Raw genomic sequence first — 24,590 nt, 5'->3', positions numbered from 1 at the left:
GATACAACAGTAAGGAGAAGCCAGAATGGATTATGTGAAACTAGGCAGCAGCGATATTAACGTGTCGAATATATGCCTTGGCAGTATGACGTGGGGTAAACAAAACAACCAGACCGATGCGGATAAGCAAATTGACTACGCATTGGCACAAGGGGTGAACTTTATAGATACAGCAGAAATGTATGCTGTACCCCCTACTCCCGACACCTACGGCACAACAGAGACCATTATTGGTGATTGGATCGCAAGACACCAAAACCAACGCAAAGACATAACTATCGCTACAAAAATTGCGGGGACGGGTCTTCCTTGGGTTCGAAATGGCGGACCTATTACTGGCGAAGCGGTCATTCAAGCCGTTGACCACTCTCTAAAACGATTACAAACCGACTACATCGATCTCTATCAACTGCACTGGCCAAATCGTACTTCGCCTCATTTTGGCAAGCAGTGGCCCGGTCAAATTCGGTTTACGGACGTTGATGCACAGCACGAACGTAACCAAATGCTAGAGATATTACATGCTCTCGATGACTGCGTAAAAATGGGTAAAATCCGTCATGTCGGCCTTTCAGACGAAACCACTTGGGGGATAACCACGTATTTAGAGCTTTCTAAGACGCACGGCTTACCTAAAATGGTCTCGATTCAAAATGAATTTAACTTACTGTGCCTAAAAGATTGGCCTTATCTTATTGAACAATGCGTGCATCAGAATGTTGCGTACTTACCCTGGTCACCGCTTGCAAGTGGTGCCCTAAGCGGAAAATACGCAAACGGTGCCCGCCCTGATGGTAGTCGCTGGGCAATCAGCAAACCGCGGGGTCTGCACAGAGATACTCCTCAAACTCACCAAGCTGTCGAGCGCTATGTTAACATTGCCAAGCAAGCCAATCTTACGCCTGCACAATTGGCATTAGCGTGGTGTAACCAGGTCGATGGCGTCACATCAACAATTATTGGCGCAACCTCGCAACAACAGCTCATTGAAGATATCGCCGCGTTTGACGTTGTTCTGGACCAAGAAACGCTCGACAAAATTGGTCAGACGATCCGTCAATTTCCAGCCACTTTTTAATCATAGTACTCACCCAACACTCTACGTGAGTTTAACGAGGATACTCAATGACATTCCCGTCAAATACTACTGTCATTGTTGCCGGTAGCACGGGCTTAATTGGCTCTTCACTTATTAAGCAATTGCTACTAGAGCCCAATATTAGCAATGTGACTGCGCTTAGCAGACGACCGTTACCTTTTCAGGCAGACAAGTTACAGGTTGCAATGCACACCCCACTGGCTGTGCCAATAGTGGCAAGCACTGAAACCTCTTATCACTATGGGTTTATTTGCCTTGGGACAACCATAAAGCAAGCAGGCTCTAAAGACGCACTCGAAGCCATTGACCGCCACTTGGTCGTGAATATTGCCGAGCAAATGAAAACGGCTGGCGTTCGCCACCTTGCTGTCGTGTCCTCCATTGGCGCGAATGCCAAATCAGCATCGCACTACCTTCGCTGTAAAGGGTTAATGGAACAGGAAGTCGAAGCCTTGGGCTTTGATACCTTAGTGTTTGTCCAACCAGGCCCCCTATCGGGTGAACGAGAAACCACTCGCAAAGACGAAGTATGGCTTCAACGGGTATCTAAGTGGATAGAGCCGCTTATGATTGCAGGGTTGAAAAAGTATGTGCCTATTTCTGGCGAAGATGTCGCAACAGCGATGATGAGCGCTGTGACTCAACCCAACGCAAAAAGTGTTCAGCGACTTAACACGATTGAATTACGCGATCTCATACCTTAACCCACAAGCTTCAGGGTAAATCACCATGTCACAACAGTTTAAAAATCAGTGCTCTATTCATATTCCAGGAAATGCCGAGCCAACACCTGCCGAACATTTTCAGCTAATGGCCACGTGGTGTGAAAAGCACAACGTCGACCATGACGTTTACGGTGATGGAGCAACGCTGCAACAGTTTGAATCAAAAATAGCGACACTTTTAGGCTATGAAGCCGCGATGTTCGTTGTTTCTGGCACTATGACGCAACCCACTTTGCTGGAAATGGTCACCCAACAATCAGGCAAGTCCAACGTCGTGATGCACAGCAGTAGTCACATTCTTCTGCATGAAAATCAAGGGTTTCAACTGCAAAACCGTTTCAATGTCCTTCCTGTCGGTCATCGGTTTTCGCCTTGGACAACCAATGATTTGGAGCAAATTGTCGACCCAATAGCCGCGGTTCTCTATGAGCTGCCGATGAGGGAAATCGGTGGACAACTTCCAGAGTGGGAAGAGCTACAAGAAATCAAAGCTCACTGTCGTCGTAACAACATTCACATGCACATGGATGGCGCAAGATTGTGGGAATGCTCAGCCTTCTACGACAAAAGCTATAAAGAGATCTGTTCAGGATTCGATACCACTTATGTCTCACTGTATAAGGGCATAGGAGGAATGGGTGGCTCCATGCTGTGCGGCAGTCAATCCATGATCAATGCAGCAAAAGTGTGGATGCAGCGTGTTGGTGGCAACTTGTACCATAGAACGCCTTACGTGGTTTCTGCGATGATGCAGTTTGACCAACGAATCGATGCCATGCCTGCTCTCTTTAAGCGTACCCAAGAGCTTTACCAACTACTCAGCCACTACCCCACATTGCAACCCGTGCCTATTAGACCTAACTCGAACATGTTGCACCTTTACCTACCTCACAGCTATGAAAGCGCGGTCAATATTCGCGATACGCTGGCCAAAGAGCACGGAGTTTGGATTGGTAACCCGCAGCGAACCGATAACCCTATGCAGTCAAAAATTGAATGGTATGTAGGGGATAATCTGCTTGCGGTGTCGAATACCAATTTAGACAAAGTATTTTTAGCACTGAGTTAATGTTGTTTAACCATGTTTAAATAATGCACAAATTCTCTGCATAGTAGTAAGCCTCTCGTTTGCAATAAGGAGTAATTTAAAGCTTTCAATCGCCCACATCGCTTTTTTATAGGCAATGTCCAGCAACACCCAAAGCTAAACCGATTTAGGCCATTGATCACAGTATTTATTCAATGAATAACGGATAATCACATCGGTTAAAATTCAACCCATGGAGAACACATGCCTTTCCAACAGCCCAGCAATCACAGATTGAGTGACGTTTTAGCGGCCATAGAGCTTCCAAAAATGTCTAAAAAAGACAACGTTGTATTCATGGAGCGGCTGAATAATCACTTTCCAGAACTTGCTCAAAACCTTCACCTTTTATATGGCGAACACAAAGACTTTTTCAAATACCTACGAGATCTCGTCGTTACCCTAGCCAGCGCCTTTTCGGCTCGCAAGTTGGCACTAAAGAAACAAGATCAACAGCGCCTAAGTACACCTCAATGGTACCGCAGTGAGAAGATGCTCGGAATGGCGGTGTATGTAGACTTGTTTGCTGGTGATTTAAAAAAACTTAAGCACAAAATCCCCTATTTAAAAGAGCTTGGCATCACTTACTTGCATCTAATGCCGTTGTACAAAGCTCCTGAAGGAGACAGTGATGGTGGCTATGCGGTATCCGATTATCGTAAAGTCGACCCTAAATTGGGTAACAGTCGCGACCTAGTATCACTAGCAAACGCATTGCGCGATGCTGATATCAGTTTGGTATTGGATTTTGTGTTTAACCATACTTCAGATGAGCATGAATGGGCGCAAAAAGCCAAAGCGGGCGACCCAGAATTTGAAGACTTCTACTACTTTTTTGAAAACAAACAAGAAGTCGACGAATACAATCAAACGTGCCGCGAAATATTCCCAAGTGTACGACGTGGAAGTTTCACCTACCTAGACCAGCAACAGAAATGGGTCTGGACCACTTTTAATAGCTTTCAGTGGGATCTTAACTACTCAAACCCAGCAGTTTTTAACGCCATCACTGACGAAATGTTATTTTTGGCTAATATTGGCTGTGAGGGATTACGCCTCGATGCGTTGGCCTTTATTTGGAAAGAGAAATGGACGCAATGTGAGAGCCTGCCGAAGGCGCATACATTGATCCAATGCTTTAACTCATGTTTGCAAATTGCGGCTCCAGCGGTGCAATTTAAATCAGAAGCGATTGTCCACCCAGACGAAGTAGCCAAATACATCGACAAAAAAGAGTGCCAACTCTCCTACAACCCTTTGATGATGGCGCTGATGTGGGAAAGCTTGGCCACACGTGAGACAAAACTACTAACGGCATCGCTCAAGAAAAGCTTTAGCATTTCGCCAGAGTGCGGCTGGGTTAACTACATTCGTTGTCACGACGACATTGGCTGGACGTTTGATGATGACATTGCCCACCAGCTCGGCATTAACGGGTTTGATCACCGTCGATTCTTAAATCAGTTTTACACTGGACGCTTTGAAGGCTCATTCGCCAACGGTGTACCATTTCAAGAAAACCCAACAACAGGCGATTGCAGAGTTTGTGGTTCACTGGCCGCGCTGGCTGGGTTGGAAGAGGCTGTAAAAAATAACGATCAAAACGGCATCGTTTTAGCGCAAAAACGCATCCGTTTGCTCAACAGCATCAACCTAAGCATTGGCGGTATTCCATTGATCTATCAAGGTGACGAGTTGGCCATGTTTAACGACTTTAGTTACCTAGATGATCCGTATAAGAAAGATGACTCGCGCTGGGTCAATCGACCACAGATAACAGAAAGTGATATCGAGGCGGTACAAAACCCGAGTAATGCTAGCGCAACAGTGTTTAGCGACCTGAAGCAGATGATTGCACTACGCAAAGAGTCTGCAGTGTTTGGAGAAGCCAGTACTGAGATTTTAGAAACGTATCGCCCTCACCTCTTTGCTTACGCACGTCAGCATGAAAACGGTGAAAAAATGCTGGCGATCTGTAACTTCAGTGAACATCATCAATCTATACCTAGTTCTATCTGCGACATGCTCGCCTCTAAAGAGCTTATCGATGTACTGAGTAGTACCCCTATCAATCTAGAGCGCGATTTGGAGCTTGGCGCCTACGATGTCTTTTGGATCCGCGCCTCAAACGAATAGCAGTAAACTCTCAATGCTGTGAATGACATAAACAAAAGGCCCCAAACCGTGTTTGGGGCCTTCGTCTATGAAACAGTTAACGAGTGCTCAATGACAGGCTATCAAGCAACGCTTCCTCTGTAGGCAGCGCAGTCATCGCCCCTTTTTGTGTCGTCGCCAGAGCACCGCAGCCGTTTGCCCAATGTACTGCTTGTGTAACCCTGTCTTTCGATGCCCACTGCTGCTGACGAGCGAGATTACCCAGTAAACCGCCAACAAAGGCGTCACCGGCACCGGTTGTATCGACAGGTTTGGTTGGCGTGCCTGCAATGAGTCGCTGCTCACCCTCAAACACAACTAGCGCGCCTTTTGCGCCTTGAGTCACTAAAACCAAAGTGTTGTTCAGGCCATTCAATGCCTCCAACCCTTTCTCTAGCGAGTCAGTACTAGTTAAAAACATCAATTCATCGTCCGAAAACTTAACCACATCCGCAAGGGCGACGGCTTGCATCACTACAGGTTGAATCTCTTGAGGGTCAGGCCAAACTTCGTCTCGAAGGTTAGGGTCAAAACTTACGTAACCACCAGCAGCTTTAATACGGCGCATAGACTCTAGTGTTGCACTTCGGCTCGGTTCATTGGCGAGCGCGATCGAACAGCAATGTAGCCACTCACCCGCTTTAAACTCGGGAATATCCGCTTGCTGAGTAAATTGATCCGCACTCGGCTTGACCATGAAAGTAAAGCTGCGCTCGCCAGATGCATCAAGGTCGACCAGCACTGTTGAAGTACGGGCATTTTCATCGAAACAGAGCGCATCAACATCGACGTTTTCGTCGGCTAAGGTCTGCTTCATAAATTTACCAAGTGGATCCTGACCAACACGGCCAAAAAAGCCCACATTCCCACCTAAACGAGCAATGGCTACAGCCACGTTGGCTGGCGCGCCCCCTGGACATTTTAGGTAGGTATTTTCAGTTTCTGGAATGAGGTCAACAACCGCATCTCCGGTTACCCATACTTTATTCACTTCACTTACCTCAAATAGACATTTCAACGTGCCAATTATAATGCTAAAACGATTTAGCCGTCCAATGCAAAATGGCGTTTGATGGGGATATGCACGTCAATAACGTGATCAATATCTAGATTAGGCTCCACTACTGTTGGATAAACAGCCGCTGTTTGGCAACAGCCATAGCAATCTACATCTAGCGTAGTACACTACCCATAATGAAACGAAGCCGCTCACATAGAGATGGTTAGACAAGGCAACCATGACCAGTAAAAAGTTTAAACTCGCTGACATCGCCGAATTAGCCGGTGTGTCAAAATCAACCGTCAGTTTCGTGCTTAATGGCCACGCTAAAAAGCATCGCATCAACGAGGCAACCGTTAAAAAAGTAGAAGCTATCGCCAAGAAGTACAATTACTCACCGAGTATTTATGCGAGAGCGTTAAAGTCTAAACAAACTTACACCATTGGCCTTGTGATCCCAGATCTCACCAACATGGGCTTTGCACACATAGCTAAGGCTTTAGAAGCAAAATATCGAGAAAGTGGCTATCAGTTACTGATCGCATCAAGTGAAGACGACCCTAAACTGGAACAACAAGCTATCCAAAGCTTGATTGAAAGACAAATTGATCTGCTGCTGGTCGCAACATCAATGACCGACGACGTCTTTCTTAGCCAAGTTAAGCGAACAACTCCAGTCATTCTATTTGACCGAACCATCGACAGCCCCTTATTAACCAGCATTCGCACCGATTCCGCCAGCGCAACAGCGCAAGTCGTTGCGCATTTGGTAGAAGACATTCACGAGTGCGCTTATATTGGTGGTCAACATACGCTCTCACCCAGTCGAGACCGATTTTCTGGCTATAAGACTGGCTTAGAGCAAGCGGGTGTTCCCTTTCAATCGACATTGGTGTTGAGCAAAGACTACCAGTCTGTTTCTGGCTACCAAATGATGGCACAGCTCACTGAGCAGCTTGGTCGCTTACCTCAATCAGTATTTACAGCGTCGTATTCGTTGTTGGAGGGGGTATTGCGATATCTTACGGAGCATCAGTTACTCAACTCAGGCATCCGCATTGGGACTTTTGATAACTATGACATTCTCGACTGTTTGCCGATTAATATTGATTCCGCTGAACAAGATTGCGAGCTAATTGCAAAAACCTTGTTTGAGCAGAGTAAAGCTCTGTTAAGCGATCCAAGCCAATCGATACAACACACTGTGATCCCAGCAAAAATACATATTCGCAGGAACGCACAGTTGAATGATTAGAGCCTCGATTAAAAAGAGGCTCCCCATGTTTAGGTCATCGTCTTCAAAGAATTCGGTCACGTTATCAGTCTAATACGCATGACCCTGAAACACACACCAGTTTGTTGGGCTTAAGCACTTTTGGAAGATGATTTCATGCTGTGAGGTCGAGACTGACCGCGTGATAGTAACATGTAAAACCCATAAAGCGGGCTGGCAAGCAGCCCAATTAATACTTAGCCCTTTATGTCAGCATCAGCCAATCCACTGCCGTTCAGACACTAGCATTAATAGTGGAATCGCAATGCCATCGATGGGTATGATCATAAAAAAATAATGGGTAAAAAAATCCCCTGACACGTCAAAGGATTGGTTTTCGCTTATGAGGTTAGAAACACCCTACTGAATAAATGGCGCTGATGCAGGAGCCAATCGCTTGAGCACAGCCTTTACTACTCCTCCATTTACCGACAATGACGTCGACGCGTTTGATGTAAATACCCGCGACGTCATAACGGCTTCGCCACCGTTAACAAACACTTCAATCGACGACGTATCGGCTAAAATCCTCAATGCAATTTTTTCAGAGGTGAGTGGAAGTTCACGAACCGTATCATTGGCTCGATTAAGTGTTTGTGAACGATCTAAAACAAGACGCTTTGACGCCTTATCCGCACGTAAAACCACCTTGTGACTCTCGCCCTCAAAGAGATTCAGCGACATACCCCACTCCAGCGTTAGAGTAAGATCATAGGATTTAGTTTCCGCATCAAACAGACTGTTTGACAGTGCAACGTTGTGCTCTGATTCAACAAGATTGTTCAGTTCTTCAATCGGCCACTGAATTAAGCGACCATTTTGGACACTCATCTCGCGCATAGTCGTAAGTTGATGAACCCAGCCGCTGTCCGTTGATGGCTGATCGATCTCGTCAGGTAACCCCATCCAGCCGCACATAACGCGTCGACCATCTGGGGTTTGCAGACTTTGCGGCGCGTAAAAATCAAAACCATAATCAAGATGTTCAAAGTCAGACAGCGTTAGCCCTTCTCCGTCGCTCCAGACTGCTTTAGCAATACCATTATGGTGCTCAATAGTGTTATGCGATGAGAACGACTCGATGCCTTGTGGACCCAGCACCACATAGGTTTGCGCACCCAAATCAAACATATCTGGGCACTCCCACATGTACCCAAGGTGACCAAATTCGTCGCCATACAGTGCATCAAACTGCCACTCTTTTAGATCGCTTGAGCGATACACCGCAATACGCCCATTCATTTCGGTAGTTTGCGCACCCAGTAACATTACCCACTCGTCACCCTTTTTAACAATTTTAGGATCGCGAATATGCTCGGTAACACCTGGTGGTGGCGCCAAGATCACTGGGCCTTGTTTTTCAAAGTTCACTCCATCTTTAGACACCGCTAAACACTGTGTCGTATGACGTTCACGCTGTTCGCCAATCCGAGTGTTACCGGTATAGAACAGCATCAACTCGTCATTATGGCTCAGAGCATGTCCCGAAAAGACACCGTGTGAGTCAAACCAATCTGACGGTGTAAGCGCAACAGACTGCCAACTCCAGTTAATCAAATCTGGACTGGTTAAATGTACCCAATGCTTGTCTTTATGGACACACGCGTATGGGTACCACTGATAAAATAGATGATATTGGCCATCGTGGTACACAAATCCATTTGGATCGTTCAATAGACCACGCGGTGGCGAAACATGCCAAGCAGGACGATGAGAACATTCTACTGGCGAAAAAAGCGGCACCATTTGATGTTTTTGTTGTTCAGAAATGATTTTGCCAACCGACAGAAGCTGGTCTTGCGTTATTTCGATTGGTCGGGTGAAAACAACTTGCTCCTCACCTAGTATTTGGTTGATGACTAATTCCATGTCATTGTTTACAACTAACGCTTTGTCTTTAATAGCGAAAATTAGTTTATCGTCTGGTACTAAGACGCGGGTTATATTGGAATATCCACCGCATACATCGACGAACCGCTCAATTGACATGTTAACTTACCTATTTCTTATTTTCTGGGAACGTTTGCAAAATACAATATCATCTCCTTGTGCGCAATACTCAAAGGGTAAGTTTTAGCAAAACATAACGCGAATTAATTCCCCTGAATAGATATTGTCGTGTTGTCTCGACAGGCCACTAACTAACAGGTTTCTCGAACAATATTGTCAAATGACAACACCAGTTTGCTCATGACTTGTGGTTTACCCTCAATAAGGTCCAACAGTATTTCAGCTCCACTTTCTCCAGCCTTATCAAAAAGATAACTGAAAGTAGATAGACTAGGAGAGTTGATATATCCAAGTTCATCGTTGCCTACACCAATGACTTTAATTTGCTTACCAACCTCAATGCCCTTTTCTTTTAATGCTTTAATTGCCCCTACGGCGATACGATCGGTTGCACAGAATAGGCCATCAATATGAGGGAAATGCTGTATAAGCTGTTTCATGCTTTCATACCCAGACTCGATGCTGAATTCACCGTGGGAGTGAAACAGCAGTGACGCTGTTCCATTCATTTGTAGCGCTTGCTTAAGCCCATCAGAACGCAACACATCAACCGCAATATCGGACTTATCAACACCCAAAAAGCCAATGTTTTTAGCGCCTGCTGATAACAACCAGTTACCAGCTTCAAACCCTACACGTAGGTCATCATGGACAACGCTAGGGATATTAAATAAAGAGCCGTCTTGTCCGATTAGTACAACAGGGGCTGATGAGTGTTTAATGGCATTAAGCAGTGCGTCATCAATGTGCGTCGCATACAGCAATATCCCTTCCACACGCCGCTGGTTAAACACTTTAATATATTCAATCTCTTTTGCACTCGATTGCTGAGAACTGGCAAGTAGCACTTGCTTACCCGCCTTTTCCATTACACGACTGAGTCCATCAACACCTTCTGATGTGGCGTGTGAAGACACTCTTGGCACAATTACACCAATTAAGTTTGTTTTTTGGCTTTTCAGATCCTTAGCAACTTGGTTGGCCAAATAGCCAACTTGCTCCACGGCCGCCATTACTTTGATTTTTGTTTCCGCTTTTACACCGTACTCGTTGTTAACGACTCGAGATACAGTAGATTTGGACACACCCGCGAGTTTTGCGACGTCATGTAGGCTTGCCATGGCAAAGACCCTTGAAATTATTAGATTTGTTTGCAGAAACTATCAGAATTCTCGCTAAAGTCCACTTTGCACAATCGGTTTAGCAAAAGAAATTTGACGATCTTCCTCACACTAATGTGAGATAATCTTTGACTGTAACGGTGGCATCATCAAAAATCCATATTGCAAACGTTCCCAAGCCTGTAAGTACTAATTTTAGGGAACGTTACTATGAACTATCGAATACCCACGGGGACAAAGATGAACTATCCTAAAATCGCAAAAAATCTACTGGACTTGCTAGGAGGCAAAGACAACCTAGAGGCATTAGCACACTGTGCTACCCGCCTACGTCTGTCCGTTAAAGATGAATCCCTCATCAAGGAAGACGCTATCGATAACCTAGATGGTGTAAAAGGGCAATTTAAAATCGCAGGTCAATACCAAGTAATATTCGGCTCAGGCATTGTTAACCATGTTCATGCTGAACTCGCCAAACTGACTGGTATGGCTGAAATGTCAACCCGTGATGTCGCTGCAGCAGGTGCGCAAAAACAAAACCTATTGCAACGAATGATCAAGGGGCTTTCTGACATTTTCGTCCCTATTATTCCTGCGATTGTTGCTGGTGGTCTACTAATGGGTGTGTTCAACCTATTGACTGCTACAGGCCTTTTTGTCGAAGGGCAGTCGCTGATTGACCTCTACCCAGGTATGGCCGATCTGGCCAATATGATTAATGCATTTGCTAACGCCCCCTTCGTTTATCTCCCAATCTTGTTAGCGTTCTCCGCGTCCAAAAAATTTGGTGGCAACCCGTATCTTGGTGCCGCTTTGGGTATGTTGATGGTTCACCCAGACCTACTAAATGGATGGGGATTTGGTAGCGCAAGTATTGCCGGGAATATCCCAACATGGAACATCTTTGGATTTGAAATAGAGAAAGTCGGTTATCAAGGATCTGTACTACCCGTTTTAGTTGCAACGTTCATTCTGTCTAAAGTCGAGCATGGCTTGCGTAAGGTTGTTCCATCGGTTTTGGACAACTTGCTTACCCCAATGTTGGCTATCTTTATTACTGGCTTTTTGACTTTTACGGTTGTCGGTCCATTTACTCGCGATATCGGCTTCTTGCTAGGTGACGGCCTAAACTGGTTGTATGATTCTGCAGGCCTTATTGGTGGCGGTCTATTTGGCTTCATCTATGCCCCATTCGTTATCACAGGAATGCATCACAGCTTCATTGCTATCGAAACTCAGCTCCTTACCGATATTGCAATTACCGGTGGCTCTTTCATCTTCCCAATTGCCGCAATGTCTAACATTGCTCAAGGTGGCGCAGCCCTAGCGGTAGGATTCACCACAAAAGACATCAAAACCAAAGGTATTGCTATGCCAGCGGGGATCAGCTCGCTACTTGGTATCAGCGAGCCGGCTATGTTTGGTGTAAACCTTAAATTGCGCTATCCATTTATTGCTGCTATCTGTGCAGCGGCAACGGCCAGTGCCTTTATTACGATGTTCAATGTAAAAGCAGCAGCACTTGGTGCGGCAGGTCTACCAGGAATAATTTCAATTCGCCCAACCGATATCAGCTATTACGTAATTGGAATGGCGATCTCTTTTGCGCTGTCATTTGCTCTGACTATCGTTCTTGGTGCACGCCAAAAAGCAAAGCAAAACAAAATGGCGACGGCATAATCCCCCCCACTTAGTGTTATTGCCTATGCGTATTGCCTGTAGCCGCTTTGCTACAGGCTTTTTTTCGTTTTCCGTTTACGCTCAATGATGAAATAAAATGCTCGGGCATTGATGTTCACGAAATGTGCCAGGCACCTGATTCTCACGCTAGTTGGTTGCCAGTTTCATTGTGCTGTGAGTGCTTCAACTGCACGCAGTTTCTTTAGTCATTAGTTGACGACAAACTGATTGAACTAACCGTTTACGGGTCATCAATTTACGCGAGACTTTCATTCTTTAAGTTATGTTCTTACTACCCAAATTACTTTGGTCTAAAGCCATACTCAAATGCACGCAATACATAGACGCCACTTTTTCTAACGCCCAATTGATAACAGCAAAATTTAGCCCAGCGATATGATTGAGGCGATGTAACTTTTGCACAAAGTGCCTACTAGTCCGACGAATCACATTATTCCAAATGCGCTTTTGTGTAAAAATCCTAACTTTCACCAACCCAAGTTAGTGAGCTCTTGATGCTGATATAGAACACCTCAAATCGGTCATTAGAGCATGTTTAACGAGTCAATATGCTACAAAGGGGTATAGAATAAGAATGACCTATTTTTAGACATAACCCAATATTATAAAAACATATAAAACTTAACTAAAGGCCCGTGATCAAACTCTACTAAAAGGTTTTAGTTGATTGCTCAGTCATTTAACTTGGTCAAAAATTGCAGTGCCTACCGAGGACACTCAGTAGAGAAAATCAAAACATAATAAATGACATAGAGGAATAGAAAAATGAACACAGTATTTAGACTTTCCGTGACGTCACTCTTCGTTACAGCAGCAATGACGGCGAACGCTGGGATCAACATCGTAGACGGTGAAACAGGTAACTTTTCTATTGGTGGTAACGTAGAGCTAAACTTCAACTACCAACAAAGAGATTCAAACGCACAGCAACAATCTGAGTTTAACCAAGATGGACGAGTACTTATTGAATTTGCGGGTGAGAAATACAGCGACAATGGCTATTTCGTTGGCGTAAAGACCCAACCTCTCTTTGAGAGCACTGGCAACATCGCACTCGACGACGCGTATTTTGAATTCGGAAAACTAGAAGCCTGGAAAGTTACAGCGGGTCGATTTGAAGCTTACGACATGTTCCCAGTAGGGCTAGATGTGTTCTTAGAGTATTCAGGTAATACTTCTAATGAGTTGTACTCCAACGACAGCGCTTACGTTTATCAAATGAAGGAAGCGCGCGGCCGCGGATCCGATGGTCAACTTATGTATAACCAAACCTTTGGAAATTGGTATGTTGAACTAGGGACTATGTTTGGCGATCGTTCAGGTCTGTTTGCTGGCGAAACTGGCGTCGATAAAACCTACCATGGCCAAGTGATTACTCAGACTAAAGACTCCTTCTACGTTAGACCGGTAGTCGCCTATCAAACAGGTGACTTTACATTCGCTGCTGCACTAGAAACTAACTTAGTGAGTAACGCGGCTGTGACCAGTAATGGCGTCGACGTCTCTGATCGTACCGGATACGGTGTAACGGGTAACTGGCAATCCGGCAATACTAATGTGAATGCCAATGTCTCGTACATGGACGCAGTTGACGAAGATAACCTGTCGGCAGGATTGAACCTTATGCACTCTGGCTTTGGTATTGGCTATGTATACGCAAACAACGACTACGACTCAACGTGGGCAAAAGGAAACGTTACGGTAAACACGACTTATGCATCGTATGAGTTTACTAATGTGTTGGTTGATGACTTTTCAGTACTATTGGGAACGTACTACACCACCATCAATAACGACACGAATAATCAGAGCGCTTATTCTGAGGACGACGATTTTGGAGCGCGCGTTCGCTTGTTCTACGCGTTCTAACTTTATTGCTTAACAATAACAACAGCGCAACCATACATCAGGTGATTAACGGTTGCGCTGATAGTCACTGTGCGTGTTCGCTATGCAGCGTTCAATGCCGGTTGCGGCTTAGGGAACATTTTGAAAAACAAAAACCTAGCTATCGGGCCAGCAAACAAAAACTGTAGCGGTAAGGCAAATACTAAGTTCATGAAGAATACGTTTGCAAACGCCAGCAAAAACGACCCTTCATAACCCAGTGCAATTGTTGCTAAAAAAGACATTGCGGTACACATCAGCAGTACCATTAAACTTGATATAGAGAGTATCTTAATAATCATTGGCGTAGTGTCTGTGGTGAAACGAGACACTACGCTCTTTACAACAGGCGCAACAGCAAACCAGTCAATAATAAACGCGACCAAAAATACCATAGCAACCTGCACCGAAGCTAAGCTTGCTAATGTCGCAATCGGATCCTTAGTCATCAATGCATTGTTGTATGTCGTCATCCCCAAAACCATAAAAAAGCACATCGTTAATGAAAATACAAAATTTTCGAACCTGTTCTTACCCATCTTATCTATTTACCTTGCCACATTGTCAACTAAGTTGACGAAAGATACAGAACCAACCCCCGCACTGTCAACTAAATTGACAAAAATGGTAGATTTGCTTACCATGGCGCCTTTCTGTAATCAACGAGGCCTAAATGTGAATCACAGCGATTTCATGAAAACGCTTGGCATGGTAGACATCATCAGCGAATGCCATAAAACCTTGAGAAAACAGACAATGGAAAAAATCCATGCCCGTTTTGAGTTAAGATTTTCTGATACAGATACCTACCTATTAAGCTTGATCCAGCATCAACCAATCAGCGCCAGCGACGCTGCGCGCTTCATGAATGTTAGTCGGCAAGCAGTCCACAAACAGGTCAAACAATTGATCGCTCTAGGGCTTATCAAATCATCGGAAGAGAACAACAATAAGCGAAACAAACTACTCACTCTCACCACAACAGGCAAAGAGATCTGTACGCAAATTACAGAGATCAAAGCTCAGTTTGATGCACAACTAAAACAGCAACTAGGTCTTGAGCGCTATACGCTTCTAGCAGAGCTTTTAATGGATAAAGCTTTGTTGAAAATTGAGAAGTAATATCACTGAAGGATGTAAGAATTCTAGGCGCATATAAGTCAAATACCGTATACACCTCATAGTGATGTTGGTATCTAGTGATGGCTGTGGAGAAGAAGGTAAGGAAGCCTTAAAGCAGTTTTGATCTCGGGATCAGCTAAGCGCCTATGCTGTTTAGGCTTTTACCGTTAATGCCATCACTAGGCAAAAATTGTGTGCTGCATCAATTGATTATGCCGATCGCACACGATTTCTCTTGGACAAGACCACTGTTTAACCTTACCGAGCGTGAGTATCAAACCCTATGCTTTTTAGCGCAAGGTCAATCTGGAAAGCGAGTTTCGCAACGTATGGAGGTGAGTGTCGAAACGACTCGTAAATACATTAACGTATTGTTGCGCAGGACTAACACCCACTCGCAGCAGGAGTTGCTATCTTTGCTGCTCGCGTATTCGTGATCAGTTATTCATCATTTGCTCTATCTCAGTGAGATAAGGCGCAATAGCTTCACGGTCGGCGTCGGTGGTTTGTTTGGCGTATTCAAGTAACGAAGTAATGGCCGCTTGGCCAGCTTCAATATTTTTCTTCATCGCCTCGTTTGCGTATTCACTCTCAAGCATGGCGGCTGATTGTGCAAGACCTTCCTCCATTTGAGCGACCATCTCGGGGCTCATCGCCGCACCAAATATTTCGAAACTGGTCTCTTTGAGTTCGGTAATGCTATCGAAGCCATAGCCATTAATCATTTTTGAAAACTCGGGATAAAATGACTCTTTTTTGAGCATTGCCTCTGCTTCTTCGTCGCTCAACCCTTGAACTTTAGAGTCAAATTGCTCGAGAATGTCGCCGTTATCACTAGACCACTGCTCAATTGCCGGTATCGCTGCCATCCAGTTTTCAACTTTAGTGGCCGTTAGCGCAGCAAAGCTGGAAAAACTAACTAACAACGAGATGATTGTGACTACGTATTTTAGGGCTCTCATGACGACTTTCCTTTTCCCAAGTGCAAATATTCTAAGATAGTCAAAATTAACGTATTTAACGGCTAGATACAGTAATTCATAGGCGCTATTGAGGAAATTTCCTAAAAGTGACACTCACAATCCACATCACTAAGCCAAGCGATGAACCACTTTAGAGCAGCGGACAAGCACAATTACTCGTGAGCATATGATTCCACGAGGAGCAGCAGTGATTGCACTGCCTTCATAGTATCGTGCTGAGTGACCGATTCGGCTGGGTGATGGCTCACTCCCCCTTCGCAACGCATAAAGATCATTGAAACCGGCATTCTATCGGCCAATATCATTGCGTCGTGCCCTGCCCCAGACACTAAGCAAGTCGATGACTCACCTAACTGTTCCATTATTGTGAGCACGCGCTTCGTCATAAGAGGATCGCAAGCTACAGCACTTGCGTTGTGGGTTTGAAGCCATTTTAAACGGCCATTGGGCATGTCAGAGCACAGCTGCTCTAAATCCTGTTGTAGTGCTTCGATGACCGCATCTCGAGCCGCATCGCTGCTACTTCGAATATCCAAGCTTAACGCCACACTACCAGGAATAACATTTACCCCTCCTGGCATCACCTGCATTTTACCCACCGTGGCCACAACAGGATGGTCGCTGTGAGCGGTTTGCATTGCTCGTTGGTACACCGACTCGACCCATCGACTGGCACACACTAGCGCATCGCTTCTCAATGCCATAGGGACTGTTCCTGCGTGCCCAGCATGGCCATGAATTTCAATGTCAAAGCGTCTCGCGCCAGCAATCGAAGACACCGCCGCCAACGACAAATCTTTCTCTTCTAGCACAGGGCCCTGTTCAATATGCAATTCTACATAGCCAAGCACTTCATTGCTGTCGATGTGGGCGCGAGAGACTTTAGATGCATCGAGTCCAAACTCGTGCATCGCTTGTGCAAGGCTGATGCCGTCAGCATCGGTAAGCTCTCGCCAAGCAGGGTTCCACTTACCCGCGATGGCCGAGCTTCCCAGTAATGTACACCCAAAGCGGGTGCCTTCTTCGTCCCCAAAACCAACAACGTCGATGTGATAGTCAAACTGCGATTTTTGCTTGGACAACTGCTGTAAAATTACCAACCCAAGCACCACGCCCAATACTCCATCGTACTTGCCTGCATTGGGAACGCTGTCGGTATGAGAGCCTATAATGAGTCGCTTGGCATTAGTATTGGCGCTTGGCAATCTAAGCCATTGATTGCCCGCTGCGTCTTGCCAGCTACTGAGTTGATACTCACTTGCCCACTCAACCAGTGTGTGGTTGGCCTGTTGATGCTCACTGGTAAGATAACGACGGTCAACTTGGCCTGGGGTCTGAGTCAATAAAGCCAACTGCTCACAGTATTCCAATGCTCGCGCGGCTAATTCGTTAGTCACTGCGCTGCTAGTGTCTGCGGTGTTAGTGTCTTTGTTGTAAGAGTCTAGAGAAGTTAACGTTTCGTTCATTTAACCCTCCTCAGTAGCAGTAGCCTGTGATGTGTGGTTCACACCACCAACCACATGTCGTGAGCAAGAAAACTCTGCAAGAGCACTCGGATACGCTGCCCCTTGATTTACGGGAACCCCAGCCTGCGTTAACAGGGCTTCCAAAGCGACTAACGTGGTGAGTACGGTATCTAAGCGAGCGTTGTACCCCATTGTGCCTATGCGCCAGATTTTGCCGTGCAGAGGTCCAAATGAGGTGCCTATTTCAATATTAAACTGCGTAAGCATCGCGACTCTCAACGCTTCACCATCAATGCCACTAGGGATGACAACACCAACCACATTGTTCATTTTATGACTTTGGTCGCCAAACAGCGTTAGCCCCATCGCAGTGAGACCTGCGCTCATCGCCGCGCCAGCACGTTGGTGACGCTCAATGACCTTAGATAAGCCCTCTTGCAAGTTAAGCTGCGCGCACTCGCGCGCTGCATATAGCATACTGCTGGCTTCTGTATGGTGGTTAAGCCTTTCGCTGCCCCAATAGTCCAACACCATACCAATATCAAAATAGTTGGACGCTATTCGACTGTTACTGCCACTAATATGATCATCGGTACGGATCCCTTCTTCAATGTGTTTACGTGAGCGAATTAGAGAGACGGCTTTTTCACTTAATGTAATGGGCGCTGAGCCCGAAGGTCCGCCCAAACACTTTTGAAGACCGGCGGAAACAGCGTCCAGTCCCCACTCGTCACTTTTGAGCTCATTTCCTACGATGGACGCCGTTACATCGGAGTAAAATAACACTCCGTGTCGGCGACAGATCTCGCCAACTTCGGCAAGCGGTTGCAACATTGTGGTCGATGTATCACCTTGAACCAGTGCCAATAGTTTTGGCCGGTGAGTCTTAATGGCAGACTCGATAGTGGACTCAGGGACAACCGTGCCCCAAGGCACCTCAAAGGCAATAACCTGTGCACCAGCGCGTTCCGCGATCTCTTTTAATAAATGACCAAATCGACCAAATATTGGCACCAACACTTTATCACCGGGTTCTATTAAAGAGACCAGCACTGCCTCGATTCCGGCACGCGCTGTACCATCAATAAGAACCGTCGCGTCGTTATTGGTTTGAAAAATGCCTCGATACAGCGCCATCGTCTGGTTCATGTAATCGGTCATCTGAGGATCAAATTGGCCAATGAGTTGATTACTCATGGCTTGCAATACTCTTGGGTATGCGTTTATCGGCCCTGGCCCCATTAACAAACGCGGCGCAGGCGATAAACGTTCAAACATGTCCATATGTTATTTCCTTATTGTTCTTCTAATTGTTTGTACTTGGGTGCACGAGTGCACCTGTTTTTCTGGTCATCTGGTCATCTGGTCATCTGGTCAAATAAGAATGGCTATAAGACTTGAATTAGCATTCGGATGCCAGTAAAGGCCAACGTCACCGCAAACACCTTTTTCAGCATCACGCTGTCAAGTGCTTTGCCTATTCGAGCGCCGACTGGGGAAAACACCACCGTTAACGGCACGATACAGGCAAAGCCTAACCAGTTGACTAACCCCACGTTCCCAAAAGGTGCATCGTCAGGCGTTGTGCCCACTAGCAGCATGGTGATAACACCCGGCAGTGCGATTAAAAGCCCGACTGCCGCTGCGCTGCCTACTGCGCGGTGCGCTGGAAAGTTGCAAGCAGTGAGTGTGGGTACGGTTAACGTGCCACCACCAATGCCCACCATAGAGCTAAGCCATCCGATGACAGTGCCCATTACACCTTGTCCCGCCTTAGCGGGAAGTTGCTTTGACAAGGGTGCTGCATTGGCACGAAACAGCATGTTTACTGCCGAAACCGTCGCAACCACACCAAACAATCCGGTCAACCATGGACCACCAATTTTGGCGACCATTAAGCTTCCGCAGATCACCCCACCGGTGACAAACGGCGCCCACCAACGGATCAGGTCCCAGTCAACATTGCCATTTTTATGGTGCGAACGAATAGAGCTGATAGAGGTTGGTACAATGGTGGCTAGCGACGTGGCAGTCGCAATTAACATGGCTGACACAGGAGACACATCAAACCCTTGGAACAAAAAGTACAGCACCGGCACAATAACAATGCCGCCGCCGACACCCAGTAAGCCCGCTAAAATTCCTGCGACAATACCCGTCGCGACCAGTGCAAAAAACACCGGTAAAAGTAGTGTAAGTTGTTCCATGAATTATGATTTACCTTGTATTGATTGACTGACGAGGATCCCCGCACCATCGCTGCGTGGGTCACTCGAACATTGTGTGACAGCGTCACTTACATGAATCGCTCCGGCATGGCCAAAAAACTCAGCCAATGCTGGTGCAGCAACCGCATCATGACCTCTGCTAATCAGTTGAGCTCCATAGAGGTCAAACAGTGGCTGCTCCAATTTAAGATTATCTTCCGATTTGCCCCATGTTTTGCCTAACAACCATCTTGGCGCACTAATGGCCTCTTCTAGCGGTTGGCCTTGCACGAGATGTCGCCAAATAATGGCCGCTTGAGTTTGTGGTTGCCCCTCTCCACCCATAGTGCCATAAATTAAACGAGAGCCATCGTTAAGTAATGCCATAGGAGGATTAAGAGTATGCATCGGTTGCTTATTTGGCGCTATAGCGTTGGGGTGTGTTTGGTCAACATTAAAGCCTAGTGAGCGATTATTCCACACCACTCCTGTCGTTGGATTAACCAAACCACTGCCAAACTCCCAGTAGATGCTTTGAATATAACTCACTGCGAGCCCATCACTATCGACGACACCCATCCACACGGTATCGCCAATGGGGCCCGGTGATGGCCAAGGTGCGGCTTTTTCAGTAATACTCGCGAGCTGTCCTTTTAAAACAGCGTTGCTCAATTGCTGATGCTGCATTGCCCGGCACGCATCACTATCCGCCAAGTGCTGGTTACGCCAATCAAATGCCTGCTTAACGGATTCGATAAGTAGATGCAGCAGTTCTTCTTCACCGTCTGCACTTTGAGAATGGCCTTGTGAAACTGAATTGGCGCTAATGTACTTGTCCAATAACGCAACGATCGACAGTGATGCACTGCCTTGTGTTGGCGCGGCTACATTAAAAAACGCCCCCCATTGAGTCGATATGGACAATGGAGTTTGCCACGCAGCGCGAGTATCACAGAGGTCTTGAAAACGGATCGGACTGCCCTGCTCTTTCAAAAAATCGGCATTCTCTTTGGCGAGCTCGCCATCTAGCCAGCTTTGCAATCCATCGCTTGCTAGTCGACGGTAAGTCTGCGCAAGTGCCGGTAAGCAAAGCTTCTCTCCCACGCTCGGCACCACGCCATTGGGCATAAACACCTGCGTAAAGTTGTTGCTTGGGTAGTCAGTATGCAGCTTCTCAATACCAGCCTTTAAGGTCTCCGTTACTTCAACACCAGACTCAGCCAACAAGATCGCCGGTTCAAATATTTTGTCCAGGCTAAGCGAGCCTTTAAAACGCTGTAACGCCTCTTTCCAACCCGATACCGCCCCGGCTGTGGTCAATGCAACTTTGGGACCGCGTAAATGCGCGCCAAATTCACATTGACCAAGTTCCAGCGCACTTTTGCCCGCGGCATTAAGTGCTACCGGCGCCTCACCCGGTTTATGGATCATCCAAAAACCGTCACCACCTAAACTGGTCATGTGCGGGTACACCACTGTCAGCGCGCTCGCCATAGCAACACACGCCTCTATCGCATTACCGCCTTGTTGCAGAATGCGTTCACCTGCAGCAGCTGCACTTTTATGAGGGGCTGTCACAGCGGCGTGATATTGGGTGTCATTGTCCGGTTTGTTGCGGCTTGGCTGCATACTCACTCCTTTGATTTGATTAAAAAAAGCCCAATTGCTGTACTATACGCTTAGAACACGCTGAGCCATATCGAACAGATCCAGTTCTCGATGTTGATGGGCTAAAAAACTAATTGAATGTACGCTGACTTTGTCTTCCATCACATCAGACTTTAGTTGTGTGCTCGCAGGCGAAATTGGGCAGCTTAACTGAGGCCAACCGCTTAAACCTGCTATAGCTGTCAATCCTAATAACTGCTCCCTTGAATTATTGTTGGCCGTACTATGGGCAGATAACAGACTCTCTGCTGTTGGGGCAGTAGTTGGGGTTGTGGGTAACATCAACACCACGCCTTTGGGTAACCAAAAAGGCAATGCATCACGCCACTGTTTTAACCACTTGTCGGCTTGAATCTGCTTTGTTAAAGGAATAGATTCTCCCCAATCAATGCGTTGACGAACCGATTCTCCAAAACTATTTTTATGCGCGGATAACCACTCATAGTGCGTACGCCAAATAGACTCTGCCTGCAATACTGAAAAACACGCTGCTCGCTGCTTACTGGCTAATACTGGAGGGTCGAGTTGCATCTTTTCGCCTTCGTAAGCGTCAAAAAGTTTCCGCGACAACTGTTTCGTTTTAGCGTCGACGCCACTCCATAACGCCTCACACCAAGCTAGGGGCCGATCGACACTTTTACGCAGTGCCAAGGTTTGCAGCTCATTGTGATTGAGTAGCACACAACTGGCTTTTTTGAGCGCCTGCATATCGCGAGTCAGCAGCCCAACGGTATCAAACCGAGGCGCTAGCGGAACCATTCCTTTGGTCGAGATACTGTTCTGGGTTGGCCTTAAGCCGTATAAGCCACAGTAACTGGCGGGCACTCTTACCGAGCCTCCGGTGTCACTGGCAAGCCCAATGTCAGACTCTCCTCTGGCAACGGACACCGCCGCGCCAGAGCTGGATCCGCCAGACAGATGGTCATCACTGTGTGGATGGAGCGACAGACCATAATGGCTATTGTATCCTGCAAGCGAATACGCCAATTCATCCAATTGCGTCTTATCACCCAACTGCGCCCCAGAATCCAACAGCCTTGTCACAGCTTCTGCATGCTGAGTTGCCGGCTGCGCGGTTTCTGCCCATATAGGTAATCCTGCACCCGTAATTGTCCCCTCAACATCAAACAGATCCTTCACCGATACTGTCAGACCCGATAACACGCCTTCTCCCTTTTGTGGGATCGCACTGCGCAAGTCCGCAACCACATGGTTTTGCTTTAAAGGCGCCGCCAACTTAGATGGCGCAGCATTATGTGGATGCTCCGCTAGCCAATGCTCAGCAATGGCCTCTCGGGTTGTGCACCACACATCATCGAAACCCTTCACATAATCTAAAAAGCGTCGCAATCCTGCCAATCGGCCAGGACGCCCTGCTAATCGACAGTGCAAGCCGATACTGAGCATCTTAGGCGAATCAGAGCCTTCTTGATAAAGCTCATCAAAAGCGTCTTTCAAATATTGGAAGAAATGCTCACCGGTATTAAAGCCTTGTGGTGTAGCAAATCGCATATCATTGCTGTCTAACGTATAAGGAACAATCAACAACGGCTTACTGTATTGGGTATCCCAATAAGGCAGATCATCGGCGTAGCTGTCTGCGCAATAGAGAATGTCGTCTCGCTCTGCGATGATTTTAAGCGTGTGAGGGCTTGTGCGTCCGGTGTACCAACCTTTGGGTTTACGGCCAGTTACGCGCTGGTGGATCTCAATCGCTTGCTCAATATGCTCGCGCTCTTGCTGCTCAGTAAAGTGCTGGTAATGGATCCAACGAAGGCCATGACTAGCAATCTCCCAATTAGACTGCTGCATTGCTGCGACAGCGCTTGGATTTCTCTCTAATGCGGTGGCCACTCCAAACACAGTCACGGGAATTTGGTATTGATTAAACAATCGATGTAAGCGCCAAAAACCACTTCGACTGCCGTACTCATATATCGACTCCATGCTTAAATGACGATTGGAATATGACTCGGCACCGACAATTTCTGACAAAAACTGCTCTGAGCCTTCGTCACCATGAAGAACACAATTTTCTCCGCCCTCTTCATAATTCACTACAAATTGCAGCGCTATTTTCGCATCAAATGGCCAATGAGGGTTTGGGGGAAGCTCTCCATAGCCTATGAGATCCCTTGGGTATTGATTGGTCATCACTGCTCCTAACCATTAACACTGAATCGCTCACCAAGACATTGACTTGTCTGTTGGATTTGCACTTCATTTCAAACTTGTTATCAGTTGGTTAAGCAAAAATCTGACCAATTGTTCAGGAAATTAGTTTTAAGAGCTCGAAACCGCTAAATTTAGTCCTCGTAAAATGGTGCTTACGGTAAATTCTTGCGCCTGTAAAAACTCATCGTCGGATAATTCTCGACCTTTTAATAAAGTAATTTCCGTGTCGAAATCAGCGTAAAACTGGGTTGTGCCCCAGATCATGAACAGCAGATAGTACGGGTCTATTTTGGCCATTAGCCCTTGTTCGCCCCAGCTTTCAATCACGCTATGTTGATGGTGGGTCCACTGGATCATCGGTCGTTCAAGGACATCTCGTATGTTTGGAGCACCTTGTATAATTTCCATAGCAAATATTTTGGAATGCAACGGGTGTGAACGGCTGTATTGCATCTTTTGCTCAATATAGGTTCGCAGCACAGCCGCAGGGTCATGCTGGGCTTTATCGGCGCTAAACCCCTGATTCCACATATCCATTATGTCGCTAAGGAGCGCTTTATATAACCCTGTTTTCGACTTGAAATAGTAAAGAATATTCGCTTTGGGTAGGTCCACACAATCGGCGATTGCTTGCAACGACGTCCCTTTAAATCCGTGTTTAGCAAACTGTTTAGCGGCAGCTTGTAAAATGCGTGCTTCGTTGCGTTGACGTATTGTACCACTTGCCTTTAGAACACTTTCCATCTGATTTTCAAACCCTTATCGCTATCGTATCAAATAGTCTCGGTAGATCATTACCATCTATAAACCGCGAAATTGTGTCAAGTATTTCATCCCTTCAAGAGTGATTGCCTATTCGAGCAAAAGGTGAATAAAAAACTCTTATCGCTCTGCAATTACTCAACCATCTAG

Annotated in this window: 19 protein-coding genes and 2 pseudogenes; 9 read left to right on the top strand and 12 right to left on the bottom strand. The window is 46.3% G+C overall.

The window, feature by feature from the left end:
- Window positions 1-25 precede the first annotated feature (25 nt).
- The 4 genes from ST37_RS14655 to ST37_RS14640 all read left to right on the top strand — a co-directional run bounded on the left by ST37_RS14655 (window position 26) and on the right by ST37_RS14640 (window position 5,047).
- Window positions 26-1,078 (top strand): aldo/keto reductase, encoded by a 1,053-nt coding sequence (locus ST37_RS14655; RefSeq protein WP_084887657.1) that lies wholly within the window; start codon window positions 26-28, stop codon window positions 1,076-1,078.
- Window positions 1,079-1,125: 47 nt separating this feature from the next.
- Window positions 1,126-1,803 carry an NAD(P)H-binding protein gene (locus ST37_RS14650; protein ID WP_084887655.1) on the top strand — a complete coding sequence of 226 codons (678 nt, stop codon included), beginning with the start codon at window positions 1,126-1,128 and terminating at the stop codon, window positions 1,801-1,803.
- A gap of 25 nt (window positions 1,804-1,828) precedes the next feature.
- The gene (locus ST37_RS14645; RefSeq protein WP_084887653.1) at window positions 1,829-2,893 is read left to right on the top strand and encodes an aminotransferase class I/II-fold pyridoxal phosphate-dependent enzyme; all 1,065 of its coding nucleotides are present in this window, start codon (window positions 1,829-1,831) and stop codon (window positions 2,891-2,893) included.
- A 222-nt stretch (window positions 2,894-3,115) separates the two neighbouring features.
- Window positions 3,116-5,047 carry an alpha-amylase family glycosyl hydrolase gene (locus ST37_RS14640; protein WP_084887651.1) on the top strand — a complete coding sequence of 644 codons (1,932 nt, stop codon included), beginning with the start codon at window positions 3,116-3,118 and terminating at the stop codon, window positions 5,045-5,047.
- A 76-nt stretch (window positions 5,048-5,123) separates the two neighbouring features.
- On the opposite strand, the gene ST37_RS14635 is transcribed toward ST37_RS14640, so the two are convergent.
- Window positions 5,124-6,056 (bottom strand): aminoimidazole riboside kinase, encoded by a 933-nt coding sequence (locus ST37_RS14635; protein WP_084887649.1) that lies wholly within the window; start codon window positions 6,054-6,056, stop codon window positions 5,124-5,126.
- A 247-nt stretch (window positions 6,057-6,303) separates the two neighbouring features.
- On the opposite strand from ST37_RS14635, the gene ST37_RS14630 reads away from it, so the two are divergent.
- The gene (locus tag ST37_RS14630; protein WP_084887648.1) at window positions 6,304-7,320 is read left to right on the top strand and encodes a LacI family DNA-binding transcriptional regulator; all 1,017 of its coding nucleotides are present in this window, start codon (window positions 6,304-6,306) and stop codon (window positions 7,318-7,320) included.
- 378 nt (window positions 7,321-7,698) lie between these two features.
- On the opposite strand, the gene ST37_RS14625 is transcribed toward ST37_RS14630, so the two are convergent.
- Window positions 7,699-9,327 carry a glycoside hydrolase family 32 protein gene (locus ST37_RS14625; protein ID WP_084887646.1) on the bottom strand — a complete coding sequence of 543 codons (1,629 nt, stop codon included), beginning with the start codon at window positions 9,325-9,327 and terminating at the stop codon, window positions 7,699-7,701.
- A gap of 152 nt (window positions 9,328-9,479) precedes the next feature.
- The gene (locus ST37_RS14620) at window positions 9,480-10,469 is read right to left on the bottom strand and encodes a LacI family DNA-binding transcriptional regulator (RefSeq protein WP_084887644.1); all 990 of its coding nucleotides are present in this window, start codon (window positions 10,467-10,469) and stop codon (window positions 9,480-9,482) included.
- A gap of 240 nt (window positions 10,470-10,709) precedes the next feature.
- Between ST37_RS14620 and ST37_RS14615 the strand changes: the two genes are divergently transcribed.
- Window positions 10,710-12,149, top strand: coding sequence for a sucrose-specific PTS transporter subunit IIBC (locus tag ST37_RS14615; RefSeq protein WP_084887642.1), 1,440 nt, complete (start codon window positions 10,710-10,712; stop codon window positions 12,147-12,149).
- 786 nt (window positions 12,150-12,935) lie between these two features.
- Window positions 12,936-14,039 (top strand): carbohydrate porin, encoded by a 1,104-nt coding sequence (locus ST37_RS14610; protein ID WP_084887640.1) that lies wholly within the window; start codon window positions 12,936-12,938, stop codon window positions 14,037-14,039.
- A gap of 80 nt (window positions 14,040-14,119) precedes the next feature.
- Here ST37_RS14610 and ST37_RS14605 read toward each other — a convergent pair whose 3' ends face one another.
- The gene (locus ST37_RS14605) at window positions 14,120-14,530 is read right to left on the bottom strand and encodes a DUF2798 domain-containing protein (protein WP_084887638.1); all 411 of its coding nucleotides are present in this window, start codon (window positions 14,528-14,530) and stop codon (window positions 14,120-14,122) included.
- A 202-nt stretch (window positions 14,531-14,732) separates the two neighbouring features.
- Between ST37_RS14605 and ST37_RS14600 the strand changes: the two genes are divergently transcribed.
- Entirely contained in the window at window positions 14,733-15,179 is a 447-nt protein-coding gene (locus tag ST37_RS14600; protein WP_172401004.1) for a MarR family transcriptional regulator, read from the top strand.
- A gap of 194 nt (window positions 15,180-15,373) precedes the next feature.
- Window positions 15,374-15,616, top strand: coding sequence for a LuxR C-terminal-related transcriptional regulator (locus ST37_RS14595; RefSeq protein WP_172401003.1), 243 nt, complete (start codon window positions 15,374-15,376; stop codon window positions 15,614-15,616).
- On the opposite strand, the gene ST37_RS14590 is transcribed toward ST37_RS14595, so the two are convergent.
- From ST37_RS14590 to ST37_RS14560, 8 genes and pseudogenes are all read right to left on the bottom strand, one after another.
- Complete coding sequence (locus ST37_RS14590) at window positions 15,617-16,141, bottom strand: hypothetical protein (RefSeq protein WP_084887631.1); 525 nt, start codon at window positions 16,139-16,141, stop codon at window positions 15,617-15,619.
- Window positions 16,142-16,314: 173 nt separating this feature from the next.
- Window positions 16,315-17,628, bottom strand: coding sequence for an allantoate amidohydrolase (locus ST37_RS14585; protein WP_084887629.1), 1,314 nt, complete (start codon window positions 17,626-17,628; stop codon window positions 16,315-16,317).
- Window positions 17,629-18,912 carry an alanine--glyoxylate aminotransferase family protein gene (locus ST37_RS14580; protein ID WP_084887628.1) on the bottom strand — a complete coding sequence of 428 codons (1,284 nt, stop codon included), beginning with the start codon at window positions 18,910-18,912 and terminating at the stop codon, window positions 17,629-17,631. It abuts the gene before it with no gap.
- Between the two features lie 104 nt (window positions 18,913-19,016).
- Entirely contained in the window at window positions 19,017-19,835 is an 819-nt protein-coding gene (locus ST37_RS14575; protein WP_084887626.1) for a sulfite exporter TauE/SafE family protein, read from the bottom strand.
- Window positions 19,836-19,838: 3 nt separating this feature from the next.
- Entirely contained in the window at window positions 19,839-21,464 is a 1,626-nt protein-coding gene (locus tag ST37_RS14570; protein ID WP_084887624.1) for a gamma-glutamyltransferase, read from the bottom strand.
- 42 nt (window positions 21,465-21,506) lie between these two features.
- A pseudogene (locus tag ST37_RS20290) lies at window positions 21,507-22,694 on the bottom strand (amidase family protein); the annotation flags it as partial.
- A gap of 63 nt (window positions 22,695-22,757) precedes the next feature.
- A pseudogene (puuE, locus tag ST37_RS20285) lies at window positions 22,758-23,657 on the bottom strand (allantoinase PuuE); the annotation flags it as partial.
- Between the two features lie 129 nt (window positions 23,658-23,786).
- Entirely contained in the window at window positions 23,787-24,422 is a 636-nt protein-coding gene (locus tag ST37_RS14560; protein ID WP_084887622.1) for a TetR/AcrR family transcriptional regulator, read from the bottom strand.
- Window positions 24,423-24,590 lie beyond the last annotated feature (168 nt).

Source organism: Vibrio sp. qd031 (genome assembly GCF_002100145.1).
GTDB lineage: Bacteria > Pseudomonadota > Gammaproteobacteria > Enterobacterales > Vibrionaceae > Vibrio.
Note: the sequence above shows the minus strand (reverse complement) of the source record. Positions and strands in the feature narration are given on the sequence as shown.